The sequence below is a fragment of the Pseudoalteromonas sp. SiA1 genome (assembly GCF_018732205.1).
Lineage (GTDB): Bacteria > Pseudomonadota > Gammaproteobacteria > Enterobacterales > Alteromonadaceae > Pseudoalteromonas > Pseudoalteromonas tetraodonis.
The window spans coordinates 360,304-376,178 of record NZ_CP076084.1; the positions used below are offsets into that span (position 1 = coordinate 360,304).

11 protein-coding genes are annotated in these 15,875 nt (G+C 40.3%); 10 read left to right on the top strand and 1 reads right to left on the bottom strand.

Annotated elements, in window-relative coordinates; all coding sequences use genetic code 11:
- Positions 1-114 precede the first annotated feature (114 nt).
- Complete coding sequence (locus tag KK487_RS01630; protein WP_252190549.1) at positions 115-1,812, top strand: EAL domain-containing protein; 1,698 nt, start codon at positions 115-117, stop codon at positions 1,810-1,812.
- A gap of 29 nt (positions 1,813-1,841) precedes the next feature.
- Here KK487_RS01630 and KK487_RS01635 read toward each other — a convergent pair whose 3' ends face one another.
- Positions 1,842-2,750, bottom strand: a complete 909-nt coding sequence (locus KK487_RS01635; RefSeq protein ID WP_013463919.1) for a 1-aminocyclopropane-1-carboxylate deaminase/D-cysteine desulfhydrase — start codon at positions 2,748-2,750, stop codon at positions 1,842-1,844.
- Positions 2,751-3,085: 335 nt separating this feature from the next.
- Between KK487_RS01635 and KK487_RS01640 the strand changes: the two genes are divergently transcribed.
- The 9 genes from KK487_RS01640 (at position 3,086) to tldD (ending at position 15,747) form a co-directional block, all read left to right on the top strand.
- A complete protein-coding gene (locus KK487_RS01640) occupies positions 3,086-5,092 on the top strand; it encodes a formylglycine-generating enzyme family protein (RefSeq protein WP_013463920.1) in 2,007 nt (668 codons plus the stop codon).
- Positions 5,093-5,226: 134 nt separating this feature from the next.
- A complete protein-coding gene (locus tag KK487_RS01645) occupies positions 5,227-6,270 on the top strand; it encodes a rod shape-determining protein (protein WP_013463921.1) in 1,044 nt (347 codons plus the stop codon).
- Positions 6,270-7,112 (top strand): rod shape-determining protein MreC, encoded by an 843-nt coding sequence (mreC, locus tag KK487_RS01650; protein WP_016900309.1) that lies wholly within the window; start codon positions 6,270-6,272, stop codon positions 7,110-7,112. The genes KK487_RS01645 and mreC overlap by 1 nt, the downstream gene beginning before the upstream one ends.
- Positions 7,105-7,584 carry a rod shape-determining protein MreD gene (gene mreD / locus KK487_RS01655; RefSeq protein WP_016900308.1) on the top strand — a complete coding sequence of 160 codons (480 nt, stop codon included), beginning with the start codon at positions 7,105-7,107 and terminating at the stop codon, positions 7,582-7,584. The genes mreC and mreD overlap by 8 nt, the downstream gene beginning before the upstream one ends.
- On the top strand, positions 7,584-8,153 hold the full coding sequence (locus KK487_RS01660) for a Maf family protein (RefSeq protein ID WP_013463924.1): 570 nt from the start codon (positions 7,584-7,586) through the stop codon (positions 8,151-8,153). The genes mreD and KK487_RS01660 overlap by 1 nt, the downstream gene beginning before the upstream one ends.
- A 1-nt stretch (position 8,154) precedes the next feature.
- Entirely contained in the window at positions 8,155-9,627 is a 1,473-nt protein-coding gene (gene rng / locus KK487_RS01665; RefSeq protein ID WP_013463925.1) for a ribonuclease G, read from the top strand.
- Positions 9,627-13,475: a YhdP family protein gene (locus KK487_RS01670; protein ID WP_215521908.1), complete on the top strand. Its 3,849-nt coding sequence runs from the start codon at positions 9,627-9,629 to the stop codon at positions 13,473-13,475. The genes rng and KK487_RS01670 overlap by 1 nt, the downstream gene beginning before the upstream one ends.
- Positions 13,472-14,311, top strand: coding sequence for a carbon-nitrogen hydrolase family protein (locus KK487_RS01675; protein WP_036955783.1), 840 nt, complete (start codon positions 13,472-13,474; stop codon positions 14,309-14,311). Before KK487_RS01670 ends, KK487_RS01675 begins: the two co-directional genes overlap by 4 nt.
- On the top strand, positions 14,308-15,747 hold the full coding sequence (gene tldD, locus KK487_RS01680; protein WP_036955786.1) for a metalloprotease TldD: 1,440 nt from the start codon (positions 14,308-14,310) through the stop codon (positions 15,745-15,747). Before KK487_RS01675 ends, tldD begins: the two co-directional genes overlap by 4 nt.
- The last annotated feature ends 128 nt before the right edge of the window (positions 15,748-15,875 follow it).

Sequence of the window (15,875 nt, forward strand, 5' to 3'; positions counted from 1 at the left end):
TATATAAATAATGACAGCTGTTTAGTTAACTAATTGAAGGCTAAATATAATGTTTATAAACATTAAGTACTAACTTTTAAACCTTCGCTAAACTTTTATTGTTGGCTTGTACAATTGCAAATAGTAGACAACACTTTAATAACTTATTTGATGTGCCGGTGGGTTATGAAAGCCAGTAAGTTTCACTTTACCAATTATTCAAATGCTTTGTTTTATGCTCTGTGTATCGCCTTGCTAGTGATTATTAATAGCGGTTTAAGTTTGGTTTTACAGCATCAAAACGAGCAAGTCGGTTTAAAGCTAGCAAAGCAATTGCAACAGCCATTGGCCAATGAAAAACAACTTATTGCAAATACGCCTTTTACGCTCGCCCCTAATAAAAACTCTATTTATATAGAAAAACAAAAACATTATTTTAGCGCTAACTCAAAAGGAATTTTGCTCTACTCATGGCCAGTTTGGTATAGCTATAGCTATTTGTTTTTAATAATAAACGCGGTTCTTTTGCTCGCTATGCTTTGTATTCGACGTTTTAAAAAGCCTAAAACAATAAAAAACAGCACAATAACCTCTAAACGTCAGCAGCACTTTAATAATAAGAAAGTGCGTTATGCACCCAAAGTGAGTTCTTTACAGCTCGCTCCAATAGCGACAACTAATGTGCAGGAAGCAATTAAATATAATGTATTTGCACTTATTCAGTGTGAATGCCATTTTGATGCAAACACTGACTTACAAGCGACTCTTAAAGTCTTATTGGCAAAAGACTTTATTAATACGACTGAAATATCCGTTAAGTTATTAACTGCAGGCAATTTCGCTTTTACTCTCACAGGGATTGATGCAATTGATAAACTCAATTGCGCTAAATATTTACATCAATGCATTGTAAGTGCCGCTTATGTATTGGCGCCAAGAACTGCACAGAGGCATGTAAAAGTAGGTTTATGTACTTATTATTCCGAGGCTGATCAGGTTATGGTGTATCAGTTGGCAAAGTCGGCACTTACTCTTTCGCAGCAAAATCGAGTTAAGCATTATCACCAATTAGCGTTAAATTATGGTCATGTCCAAAAGCTCGATAGACACTCAATACCACAACGAGTTAAAAAGCAAAAATTGGCTATTTTATTTCAACCAGTATACGAGCTCGATAGCGGCGCTATTATTAAGCATTACGTATCAATTAAAAGTAATGACAGGGGAAATAAACAATTACTTAATCAAGAAAGTATCAGTCAATTTTATAACGAAGGTGAGGCGCTATTGCACGATCAAGCGGTAGTTATGCAAGTAAAAAAACTATTGCTTATAGATAACTCATCGTCAGTTATCAGTATTAAGTTACATCCTAAAAACTGGTTTAATAACGAGTTTTGGAGCTGGTTAACTGCTTATATCAATGACTTAAAAAACCAACATACACTGCAATTTTCTATAAATGAATCAGAATTCTTAAATAATCAATTACGTTTGCAAGGCGCTTTTGCAGCAATAGCGACACTAAACTGCAATATTGTAATTGATGATGTGAGAAGCAGTAAAAATATTTTTAAATTTACGCTTAATAAACAAATATCAGGGCTTAACTTAGCTTCTGAACTTGTCCATGGGATAGAGCGCAGTAATTCACAACAAAAATACGTTAGGGGGATTGTGCATATAAGTAGATTATTGAGCTTGTCAGTATTTGCACTTGATGTAGAGACGCCTCAGGAGCTACAACTTTTAAAAGTAATAGGCATTAGCGGCGCGCAAGGAGGATATTTTTCTAAATTACTACCCAATTATACTCAAGTCGCATTTCACTAATGCTAAGCAATTAACAAGTTAAATATACTCTACACTAATTTGCGATATTTTAGCCCTTCTAAACCTTGCAACCCACCAGTATGTATTGCAATAATTTTGCTGTTAGGGGCAAAGTAATCATTATTGATGAGCTGCCAAAGTGCGTACATCATTTTACCACTGTAAATAGGCTCCAAGGGTAATTGATGTTGATGCTGCATGTGTTGGCAAAACTGCCATAACTCAGCTGTAAAACGACCATATCCACCACCGTGAAATTGCGTAAGTAGTTGCCAGTTATTTTGTGATTTTGCTTTAGGGCTAAGAGCGCGTATTTCGTCCCGCAGGTAGTCGGCTTGCTTTAAAACAGCAATCCCTAGTAGGTTGATTTTATTTGAGCTGCCCTCTATCAATCCAGCCAAGGTGCCGCCACTGCCAGTTGGACAGACTAAGTAGTCGTGCTCAGGTAAACTCTGAGCAAGCTCTTTACATCCCTCTATAGCAAACTCGTTAGTGCCTCCTTCAGGTAGAATGTATGCGTTTGGAAAGCGTGCCTGTAATGCGGCTAAATAGGCTTCATCATGTCGTTGTTTGTACTCTATACGATTGACTGCATGTAACTGCATACCACATTGCTGTGCAAATTTTAGAGTAGGATTATTTAGATCAAGCTGTGGGCCGCGCACAATTGCGTGGGTTGTTAAGTTAAACTCTTTACCAGCAGCGGCGCACGCATGAATGTGATTTGAAAAAGCACCACCAAATGTAAGTAATTCAGATTTACCCAGTTGTTGCATACGAACTAAATTGTATTTGAGCTTTCGCCATTTATTACCGCTGATAAGTGGATGCAATAAATCATCGCGCTTAATAGTTAAAGTTATTTTCTTGTCTGTTAGTAATTCACTGGTAATTGTTTGTAAATAGCTATGTTCATTAATACTGAATGGTATTGGCATTATCGCTCTTTTTCATTAGTTACATGATGAATGTGCTGTGTAATAGCGTTATTTTGACTCAGTTTTTATTACTTAAGCAAACTAAAAAATATGAATACGCGGCTAAATTGGCATCTTAATAGCGTAAAATGCAGATAAATCTCGGTGTTGTTAAATAAATTAGCTATTTAGTACAAATGAAACGGTTATTTACTGGCATGAAACGGGATAATAGTTGTAAACTGAGATAATAAATGAACAAAGCTTGTGTTTTGTGCTTCAAGTACATAGCATAAGGTTTTATTATAAAAAATAATAATAACCAAATAATTGCCGCTTTTTTGGGACTGGAATATATGCGAATTGCTCCTTTATCTCTGTTAATTTCTGCTAGCTTTTTTGCAAGCACAGTATTTGCACAAGATACAACTACTGTAAACAGAATTGAATCAGAGATTAATACGAAACAAACAGAATACACTCGTTCAACGACGATGCTCGACAAATATTTAAAAGAAGAGAACCAACTTCAAACACAACTTGAATTGCTGAGAACGCGTTCCACACAGCTTGATAAAGAAAAAAACCAAGCGTTGGAGGCGATGAATGATATGTATCGGCGTTTAATTGATAATCCGTCGCTAGACATTACCTCTGCACAATCGCGTTATCAAAAAGCCGTTGTTGATCAAGAACAAAATAAAAATGATATTTCTATGCAATTGGCGGCAATTGCATCCCATCTAAAAGATATTGAGCAAATTCGCGCTGATAAACATGCACTTCAAAACACGATTGAAAGCTTAAAAGTGCAATATACTACGGCGCGTGTAGAGCGATTACGCAATGAATTTACCCGAGAGGGTACGCTTGAAGTTGACCATACCATTAACTGTAAGCGCACTGAAACACTGGCGGCATGTGAGCAGAGCGGTCAGCAAATAGGGCTGAAAAAGGCAACTAAACGTTTTTTAGATCAAATATTTGAAAATCTTACAGAAAAACGTCTTGTTGAACCTAAGCGAGACATGGCTGGGGCACAAGTACAAATTTTAAGTAGTCACGTGATTAAGAGCGCATTTAGCGGGCAAGGTGATTACAACGTCAATTTAAGCGTTACTATGCGCGGAGATGTAAACAGCAGTCGTTTATGTCACTTACTTAGTGTGAATAATAGTTTTTGTTTAGAGTATGGTACCCCGCTGGCAAATACTTATCAGCCAGCTTATAGCACTACTTTCTCTGATAGTCAGTTAACATTCAGCGATAATGGGGATAATAAAGCCGCTGCCGTTGTCGCTAAAACAGTTAATAAAAAGCCTAAAGTGGTCGCTGAGAACAAGAAAGATCAATTAGTTCAGTTAACCTTACGCTCTAATGTACACGGCGATGAAGTATTTATTAATGATATTCGAGTAGGTTCTACTCGTTTGGTGACGAACTTACCACGTGGTTTGCATAAATTAGAAATACGCAAAGAGGGTTACATCCCTTATAAAGCGCGAATTGACTTAAAGAAAACGCGAACGCTTTTTGCTCAGTTGGAAAAAAAGTCAGAGTCGATTGCTGCACCGACTAAAAAGCGAGAGCAAATAATACAAGCAGATTGCCCAAAAGGAATGGAAGTTGATACACGCCCACCTATGGTGGACCCATCAGCAGTGATGATCCCCGTTGGCAAATTTAAAATGGGTGATATAAACGGCAATGGGCTTGAAAATGAACGCCCCGTGGTTGAAAAAACGATTAGTGAATCTTTTGCTATGCAGAGCAAAGAAGTGACTGTTGGCGCATTTGAAGCGTTTGTAAACGAAACGCAATATAAAACCGAAGCTGAAAAAGGCAAAGGTTGCGCATATTACCTCAACGGCGAACCTGTTTGGGAAGCAAGCTTAAATTGGCGTGCTCCAGGATTTGAGCAAACCAATGAGTTTCCTGCTGTGTGTTTGACAAAAAATGATGCTATTGCTTACGCTGAATGGTTTTCTGATAAAACAGCGCAAACGTATCGTTTACCTACTGAGGTTGAGTGGGAATATGCGGCGCGTGCAGGCACTGAGACAGAGTACCCATGGGGTAACGAAATTGGTAAAAACCTAGCTAACTGTGGTTGGTGTGGTAGCGAGTGGTCGAATAAACGCACGGCTCCCGTTGGATCTTTTTCTGCAAATGCATTTGGCTTATACGATACTGTAGGCAATGTATGGGAATGGACTAGTAGCACAGGGAATAAAAAAGATGCCGTTGTTCGCGGAGGTGCATGGAATTTTGCCCCTAGCCTTGCTCGTGCATCAACGCGTTTAATTTTAGCGCCAGATTTTAGAGCTAATTATATTGGCTTTCGCTTAATGAGCGAACGATAATATTTAATGGGGAAGCGGTGCTTCCTCTTTTTAATGATTACAAAGACGGCTGCGCTTTACATTGCTCATTGTGTTGAGAATGTTAAAGTAAGCGCAACTACAATAAGAACGAATTTCAAAGGTCATCCAGCCTCATGTTTAAAAAACTCCGTGGTATTTTTTCAAACGATCTATCGATCGATTTAGGTACAGCCAACACACTAATTTATGTAAAAGAAGAAGGTATTGTATTAAACGAACCTTCAGTTGTTGCTATTCGTCAAGAGCGTGCTGGTGGACCTAAAAGTGTTGCATCTGTAGGTACAGAAGCTAAGCAAATGTTGGGCCGTACGCCTGGTAATATTAAAGCTATACGTCCAATGAAAGACGGTGTGATTGCTGATTTTTATGTTACTGAAAAAATGTTACAGCACTTCATCAAACAAGTGCACAATAATAATTTTATGCGCCCAAGCCCACGCGTGCTTATTTGTGTTCCTTGTGGAGCCACCCAAGTTGAAAAGCGTGCAATTCGTGAATCAGCGATGGGTGCAGGTGCTCGCGAAGTCTACTTAATCGAAGAGCCAATGGCAGCTGCAATTGGTGCCGGTTTACCGGTGTCTGAAGCAACGGGTTCTATGGTGGTTGATATTGGTGGCGGTACAACAGAAGTCGCTATTATTTCACTTAATGGTGTTGTGTATTCATCTTCAGTACGCATTGGTGGTGATAAGTTCGATGAAGCCATTATTAATTATGTGCGTCGTAACTTTGGTAGCTTAATCGGTGAAGCCACCGCTGAGAATATTAAACACCAAATTGGATCGGCATTTAAAACAGACGAACCAGTAGAGATAGAAGTGCGTGGTCGTAACCTTGCAGAAGGCGTTCCTCGTTCGTTTACGCTTAACTCGCATGAAATCTTAGAAGCATTACAAGAGCCACTAATGGGAATTGTAAGCGCTGTCATGGTGGCGCTTGAGCAGTCTCCACCTGAGCTGGCATCTGATATTTCAGCGCATGGTATGGTGTTAACTGGCGGCGGCGCATTACTTAAGGATTTAGATCGCCTGCTAATGGAAGAAACGGGCATTCCAGTGGTTGTTGCTGATGATCCACTTACGTGTGTTGCACGTGGCGGCGGCAAGGCACTTGAGATGATTGATGTGCACGGTGGTGACGTTTTTAGTTACGATTAATGAAATCAATGTTTGAAAAAACGGTTTCTTTGCAACTGCGACTTTTTGTCGCAGTGCTTTTGAGTATCGTATTGATCCTTGGAGACAAGTACACGCAAGGTGGCGAGAACATTCGTACTAGTTTGAATACGTTGGTCAGTCCACTTATTTATGTTGCTAACCTACCTTACGAAGTATTTAGCTTTAGCGCCAAAAGTTTGCATACCCGTGAGCAGTTACTAACCGAAAACGAAGCACTCAAAAAGAAGCAAGTATTGCAAAGTGAGCAAATCCAGCAGTATGAGTTTTTAGCAAAAGAGAATCAAAAACTTCGTGCATTACTTGGCTCTTCCTCTAAACACACCAATCGTAAAATTATTGCTCAAGTACTTTCTGTTCATTCAAATCCTTATAGTCACCAAGTGGTGATAAATCGGGGAACCACCGATGGTTTAAGCGAAAGCCAAGCGGTGATTGATGATATGGGGTTAGTCGGGCAGTTGACTAAAGTTGGTTCAACAACCTCGCGGGTGCTGTTAATTACAGATACCACCCATGCAACACCGGTGCGTATATTACGAAACGATGTGCGCACAGTGGTTGAAGGTATCGGTAAAATTAACGTGCTAAAGCTATCACATGTGCCGCATAGCTTAGATGTTCGTATTGGTGATGTGCTGGTGACCTCTGGCCTAGGTGGTACCTTTCCTGAAGGTTATCCGGTTGCTGTGATCACCGAAATAACTCGTGATGAAGGCCAACCTTTTGCGCAAGTATTTGCTGAGCCGATAGCTCAATTAGATCGAATTCGGTTATTAGTGGTGTTATGGCTAAATCAGCAGGAGTTGATGGGTGATGATTAACCGTCATATGCTCTTAATCGCATTAAGTATTTTCTTTGCATTAGTAATGGCGCTAATGCCGTTACCTTTTTCACTTGAACCATTTCGTCCTGATTGGGTGCTGTTGGTGCTTATGTACTGGTCTTTGGCTTTACCGCATCGACTAAATATAGGGACTGCTTGGGTTGTTGGGTTATTAATTGACTTAGCAACAGGCTCCTCATTGGGTGTTAATTCCTTAACTTATTCAGTGTGTATTTTTGTTACTGCAAGTAACTTCCAAAAAATTCGCAATTTTTCATTGTGGCAACAAAGCCTACTTATAGGCTTGTTCTTAACGCTTTACCACTTAATGCAGTTTTGGTTAAATCACTTTTTACTTGGCGTTTATTTTAGCCCACATTACTTATGGCCTGTATTAACAGGCATGTTGAGCTGGATATGGGTATTTTTATTACTTCGAAAATACCGTAGACATTTTAGGATCAGATAATGACTTGCGCAGTATATTTAGCCTCCGCGTCTCCCCGTCGTAAAGAGCTTCTAACCCAATTGGGTATTGAATTTTCACAGTTTAGTGTTGATGCCGATGAAAGCCAGTTTGTTAATGAGCGCCCGCATGACTATGTAGAGCGTTTAGCGCGTTTAAAGGCGCAAATGGGCGTAGAGCAAGGTTATACTGACCGGCCAGTGCTAGGTAGTGATACTGTGGTGGTGATGGATAACCAATCATTATGTAAGCCTCGAGATAAAGACGATTTTACTCAAACCTTAAAGCGCTTATCAGGGAACACGCACCAAGTGTTAACTGCCATCGCTTTTGCTACATCAGATAAAGTACTCAGTTGTGTGGTCAGTACAGATGTCACCTTTAAAACGCTCAGTGATGAAGAAATACATGCTTATTGGCAAACGGGCGAGCCTCAAGATAAAGCCGGTGGTTACGGTATCCAAGGGGTAGGTGGGCGCTTTGTAACGCATATTTCGGGTAGCTATTTTGCCGTTGTCGGCTTACCTTTATATGAGACAGAACAATTATTAAATACATTCTTAAGAGGGTAGCATGAGTACAGAACTACTGATCAATGTCACGCCAAGTGAAAGTCGCGTTGCCCTAATCGAAAACGGTGTATTACAAGAAATTCAGCTAGAACGTATTGGTAACTTAGGTATCGTGGGTAATATTTACTTAGGTAAAATAAGCCGCGTGTTACCAGGTATGCAAGCCGCTTTTGTTGATATAGGCCTAGAGAAAGCCGCCTTTTTACACGCTTCAGATATCGTTAATAGTGCCTCTATTGTTGAGGGCGTTGACGACGAGCCGATTAAAAAAGTCCAAGATATTCGTGAACTGGTTCGCCAAGGTCAGTACATTATGGTGCAAGTGGTTAAAGACCCTTTGGGTAGCAAAGGGGCACGTTTAACCACTGATATCACGATACCTTCACGGTATTTAGTGTTTATGCCTGATGCGACACATGTTGGGGTGAGTCAGCGTATCGAAACGGAAGAAGAGCGTGCAAGGCTGAAAAAAATTGTAGCCGAATACGGCGATGAAAACGGTAGTTTTATTGTCAGAACAGCTGCTGAAGGCGCAAGTGAAGCGGAGCTGAGACACGATGCAGCTTTTTTAAAAAAGCTCTGGGATAAAATTGTCTCTAGACGCAGAAAAACAAGCAAAGCCAGTATCTTGCATGAAGATCTTACACTTGCCTTTAGAACGTTACGTGATTACGTTGGTGAAGATATGGAGCGCATCCGTGTTGACTCTAAGCTTACCTACCAAGAGCTTAAGCTGTTTACTGAAGAGTTTGTGCCTTTGTTATCACAAGTGCTTGAGTATTACCCAGGTGAGCGCCCCATTTTTGATTTATTTGATGTAGAAAGTGAAATTCAAAAAGCACTGCATCGTAAAGTTACTTTAAAATCGGGTGGTTATTTGATCATAGATCAAACTGAAGCGATGACCACTGTTGATGTAAATACAGGCGCTTTTGTTGGTCACCGTAACCTTGAAGAAACTATTTTTAATACCAACGTAGAAGCAACCTCTGCTATTGCTCGTCAACTAAGGCTGCGCAATTTGGGCGGTATTATTATTATCGACTTTATTGATATGGTAAGCGATGAGCATAAACGCCGTGTAATGCACTCATTAGAATCTGCACTCGATAAAGATCGTGCCAAATCTAATATCAATGGTTTGTCGGCATTAGGCTTAGTTGAAATGACCCGCAAACGTACCCGCGAAAGCCTAGAACATGTATTGTGTGATGTATGCCCAGCATGTTCAGGGCGAGGCTCACAAAAAACAGTTGAGACAGTCTGCTATGAAATTCTTCGTGAAATAGTACGTGTTAATCGCGCTTACGATGCAGATAAGTTTGTAGTGTATGCTTCGCCTGCAGTTTGTGAAGCGCTATTAAATGATGAGTATCATAACCTCGCCGAATTAGAACTATTTATTGGAAAGCAGGTCAATATTCAAACTGAAAGTTTATACAGCCAAGAGCAGTTTGATGTGGTAATGATGTAATGAAATTTAAAGCGGCCTGTTTTTATTGTGTGCGAAAATTATGGCAAATAAGTGCTGTAATTTTAGTACTACTGGCCGTGATTGTTTCTATTTTAAAATACACCTTACCCTACGCAAACGATTATAAAGGAGATATAGAAAGCTACCTTGATGATAAGTTTGATATTAGTTTATCTATAGGTGCTATATCAGCAAGTTGGCAAGGCAGTGGTCCCGCTTTAGTACTCGAAGAATTATCATTTAAAGACAACCAAACAGCCCCTATCTCTTTAACCATAGCTAAAACCAGTTTAGAGCTAAACCTTTGGGAAAGTTTAAAGTCGCTGCAGCTTAAATCAAATTACTTTGTGATCAATGGCTTTCATACCAAGGTTAATGTCGCTAATTTATTTGCTGGTAATCAAGATGAAGTTTCATTTGAGCAAAAAGAACTAATAGAAGGACTGTTTTTAGGCGAAACCGGTCACTTTGCAATAGAAAACTCCAGCATCAGCTTTGTACTAGAAGATAACAAAGAACGTAAACTATTATTAGAAAACATTGTATGGCAAAACCAAGATAAACAGCATCTTGGTAGCGGTAGCCTAGCGTTACCGGGAATTTCTGTGGGTAATTTTGATGCCCGTATTGCGCTCAAAGGTGAAACCTTAGAGCAAATGGTGGGCGATTTATATGTGCAGGCTAATCAGGTTGATGTGTCAAATTGGTTGGCCCAGTATATAAATACTCAAAAGCAGCAACTGCATAGTGATTTAAACTTACAAGCATGGCTTAGGCTAGAGCAAGGCTTAGTAAGTGACGTAAAAGTACAGTGGTTACCGAGTGCGGTAAATTGGCAACTCAATGATCAAACACAAAAGGTCAGCCTAAGTGAAGGGGGATTTCATTTATACCCTGAGCAAAATAGCTGGCGGTTAAAAAGTACCGGCTTAGCGTTTAGTACCAACGAAATAACGTGGCCTAGCCTCGAATTTGAAGCTTTATTAGGCAAGCAAAATAAAATATGGCTGCAGCAACTCGATTTAGCCCTATTAAATGATTTAGCAGAATTAACTAATTTTACTGATTTAACTCCTTTTTTAGCTCGCCAACCCAGTGGTGAAATAAAAAACGCGTATCTAGAGTTTGCCGATGCAAAGCAATGGCAGTTGTGGTTTGAAGCCGATGAAATTAGCTGGAAAGAAAAAAACGCCGTACCCGCCGCTCAATCCTTAAGGGTTGATGGATTGGTTAATCAGCAATATGGCCGGATCACTATTTTTGGTGAAAACAGCCACTTAATTACAGGTGCTAGTTTTAGTAATAATATTGACTATAACCAGCTAAACATTGAATTAGATTTAGCTAAGCGCTCAGGCGATTGGCATATTAGTAGTGATAACCTGTGGTTTGATAACAATGAAGTGACCTTAAGTGCACAGATGAAATTAAGTTTAGGTAAGACGCCTCGCTTAGATTTATATGCCGAAGCATTTGCCCCCGATGCCAGTATTGCCGGTCATTATTTTCCTTTAACGTTAATGAGCCCTGAGTTAGTTAGTTATTTAAATGGCGCAATAAAATCAGGTGAAGTAACAAATGCCCAGGTGTTATTTTCTGGTCCACTATCAGGCTTTCCATTTGACGATGGTTCTGGGCAGTTTGATGTTTTAGCGCAAATAGATAATGCTACCTATCAATTCGATCCGGCTTGGCAAGCAGTCACAAATGCCAGTGTAAAGCTGCATTTTGCAAATGAGCGAATGGATATTTATAGCCAGCAAGGCCAACTGGTAAACCTTGACGTTGGCAGTAGTGTACATGTGAGTATTGATGACTTAATGGGCGATGCGCCATTGGTGGTTAGTATTGATAAGCAAGCTGAGCTTGAAAAAATGCACGATTTTTTTGTCGCCACGCCTTTAGCAAATCCATTAGCTGATATTTTTAATGTTGTGCAAGGACAGGGGCTTGCCAGCGCAAACATTGAATTGCTAATCGGTTCACAATTTGAGGGCGGAGCGAGTGTAACTGGTAAGGTTAATTTACTCGACTCACCTCTTTATATTTCTGCTCCCGGTATTTCGCTTGAGCATTTAAAGGGTGAACTTAGCTTTAATAATCAACAAATAAACCTCACCGATGCTACGGCTACATGGCTTGGTATGCCATTAACGATTAACTACACTAGTGACGCAAACGCAGAGGATTATCGCGCTAATATAAATATAAATGCTCAGCTTGATGCGCAAACACTCATAAACCATGGTCAAGGTATTTTAGATGGTTACTTAAGCGGGCAAAGTGACGTTGATATTGCTTTAGAGCTTAATTTTACCGAGCAAGGGTTTAACTATCGTGCCGAAGTTGAATCGCCACTTATTGGCTTAAATAGTTCCTTGCCAGGAGTATATACAAAAAGCAGTGAGCAAATTTGGCCTCTGAGTGCGGTTATTCAAGGTGATGATATCTCTAATCTGATCACTGCAAATATTAATGAGTTATTTTATTTCAATGCCATTCTAGACAATACTCAATCGCAGTTTACCAACGCTCATTTTATTATCGGTGAAAAAGATTTAGGGCTTAACTCACAAAATTTAGCGGTGAGTATTAATTTAACGCAAAGTGAGTTATTACCTTGGGTTGATTTAATTGATCAAATTATTAATGTAGCTAAAGCGCAGTCTGACAGTGCCTCGACGGGCGTGATGCCGCCTTTACATGAAGTGGTTGCGAATATTAACTCTTTTAACGTGAGTGGCATGCAGTTTAATGATTTTGATATGCGTTTATCGCCCCTAAATAATAATTTGCAATTAAAGCTCAATGCCAAAGAGTTAAGAGCCGAAGTATTTATACCTAGCGGGCAATCAAGTCAGCCGATTCGAATTAATAACGATTATTTAAGGCTTAATTTTTTAGATACAGAATCAGAGCAACCGAGCGAAAAATCAACCCCTGAACAACTTGCATGGCTTACAAAATTACCGGCTATTGAATTTGAATGTGCCGATTGTAAAGTAAGTCATTATCAGCTTGATAAGGTAAGCGCCTCATTGTTAGGCGATGGTAAAAAGCTGCTTATTTCTGAGCTAGTGGTTGATAAGGGCGACCATATATTACGGACTAAAGGGCAATGGCAGAATGGCCTAACGGCGATGAGCGGTGAACTTAAAAGTAATGATATTGGCGCCTTATTTAATGAGTTTGATATTACCACCACTATTAAAGACTCAAACGCCAATCTAAATTATCAGCTAAATTGGCAAGCGGCACCTTATGATTTAGACATTGCCAGTTTAGATGGTGAAATTAGCTGGGATTTAGGCGAAGGCCATTTAACTGAAATCAGTGATGGAGGTGCACGCGTATTCTCATTACTGAGCCTTGATTCATTAGTGCGTAAGCTAAAGCTTGATTTTAGAGATGTATTTTCTAAAGGTTTTTTTTATAACAGCATGCAAGGCACCATGCAGATAGATAAAGGCATTGCCTATACCCAAGATACTAAAATGGATGGGGTACCTGCCGATCTCTCTATAAAAGGGTATGCAAATTTAAATACTCTCGAAATTGACTACGACTTAGCCGTGGCACCACAAGTAACCTCGAGCATTCCGGTGATTGTGGCTTGGATGGTTAATCCAGTAACGGGGCTTGCAGCTTTAGCAATTGATAAAGTGATTCATTCTGCCCGAGTGATCTCAGAGATCAACTTTAAAGTAACAGGCAAAATGAACGATCCTCAGGTACAAGAGTTAGATCGTAAGAGTCGAGAGGTGACTTTACCGCAAGCAGCACAAAACCAGCCACAAGCATCCTCAGAGTTAAAACTTAAAGATGCCGAGGTTAGCGCCACACAATGAATAAACAACACATAAACTCATCTCCTGCGATTATCGCATTGCAAATGTGCTCAGGCTTAAACCCTGATGATAATATTGCAAAATTAAAACAGGCATTACAAACCTTACCGACAGCTCGTCCGCTGCTAGTGTGTTTACCAGAAGCATTTTTAGTGTTTAGTAAACACGCAGGTGATACGCTTTTAGTGTCACAGCGCATTGAACAGTACAAACAGCAACTCAGTGAATTGTGCCGTAAACACAACATTTGGTTAAACGCTGGCACGTTACCAGAGCCATATAACCAGCATAAGTATTACGCCGCCTCTCATTTATTTAATAATCAAGGCGATATTGTTGCAAGCTATAACAAAATACATTTATTTGATGTTGAGGTAGATGACCAGACCGGCAGCTACCGAGAATCCGATTTTACTCAAGCCGGCGATGAGGTTGTGGTTGTTGATTCGCCCTTTGGTAAAATTGGTTTAACAGTATGTTATGATTTGCGTTTTGCTGGTTTATTTAATGCCTTAGTTCGCAAAGGCGCCGAAATTATATTAGTACCCAGTGCGTTTACTGTTCCAACAGGTAAAGCGCATTGGCAGCCGCTACTTGCAGCGCGAGCTATAGAAACGCAATGTTATGTTATTGCTGCAGCGCAATATGGAACGCATGAAAACGGTAGGCAAACTTATGGTCACAGCCTCATGTTATCGCCTTGGGGTGAAACATTAAGTGAAAAATCAACAGGGCTTGGTTTTATTAGTTGCACCGTAGATTTAAACCAGTTACACAAAATTAGACGAGATATGCCGTTGCAATCTCACCAACGATTTAGAGAGCCATTATTATGAATTCGGTTGAACAGCATTTATTACACGACAGCCAGCTAAATCGAGAAGAACTCGAAAAAACATTAGCTTATATTCACCAGCACAAAGTTGATTATGCCGATCTTTATTTTCAATCGAGCCATCATGAGTCTTGGGTATTAGAAGACGGCTTAGTAAAAGAAGGCTCTTATAACGTTGAGCGTGGTGTGGGTGTGCGGGCTGTAAGCGGTGAAAAAACCGGTTTCTCGTATTCAGACGCAATTAATCTTGAAGCGTTAAACAAAGCAGCCACCGCTGCTCGTAGTATTGCCGATGCCGGTGAAGATAAAGCGGTTAAAGTATTTAGTGACGTGGCTGCAAAGCAGCAGTTTGCACCGCATCAACCAATTTCTAGTATGAGCGATACCGATAAAGTTAATTTGTTACGTGAGCTTGAAAATTATATTCGCGAATTAGCCCCTGATGCTGAGCAAGTTATTAGCTCAATGTCTGCGGTATACGAAGAAGTATTAATTGCAGCCAGCGATGGCACCTTTGCTACCGATATTCGCCCACTGATCCGTTTAAACTGCTCTGTATTGCTAGAGAAGAATGGTCGTCGTGAACGTGGCGGTGCTGGTGGCGGTGCGCGCCTAGATTATGGTTACTTTAAAGAGCTGGTAGATGGTAAGCCGCGTTGGATGGGTTTTGCAGAAGAAGCCATTCGTCAAGCTAAAGTAAACTTAGAAGCTATTGATGCCCCAGCGGGTACTATGGAAGTGGTATTAGGTAATGGCTGGCCAGGCGTGTTGTTGCACGAGGCCGTAGGTCATGGCCTAGAGGGAGACTTTAACCGTAAAGGCGCGTCTGCGTTTAGCGGTAAAGTAGGTCAAAAAGTTGCTTCAGAGCTATGTACTGTGGTTGATGATGGCACTATGGCCGATCGCCGTGGTTCACTTAATGTCGATGATGAAGGCACGCCTGCAGCCTATAACGTACTTATCGAAAACGGTATTTTAAAAGGCTATATGCAAGATAAAATGAACGCGCGTTTAATGGGGGTAAACCCAACAGGTAATGCTCGTCGGGAATCATACGCGCATTTACCTATGCCACGTATGACCAACACTTACATGTTAGGCGGCGAGCATAGCCAAGCTGATATTATCAGCACGGTTAAAAAAGGCGTGTTTGCTCCCAATTTTGGTGGCGGCCAAGTGGATATCACCTCGGGTAAGTTTGTATTTAGTGCCTCAGAAGCGTATTTAATTGAAAATGGTAAAATCACCCAGCCAATTAAAGGTGCTACCTTAATTGGTAATGGCCCTGAGGTTATGCAACAAATCTCTATGGTAGGTAATGATTTAGCACTTGATAAAGGCGTCGGTGTTTGTGGTAAAGACGGTCAAAGTGTACCAGTAGGCGTAGGCCAGCCAAGTTTGAAAATTGATCAGTTAACGGTAGGTGGTACTGCTTAACTTAATAACTGTAAAACGCTATAAATAAAACCTTGAAAGTGCATGCTTTCAAGGTTTTTTATTCTAAATTTCAGGTTTATTAGAATAGCTTGTTACATTTTTATTATTCACTTTACCTTTATCTCGCC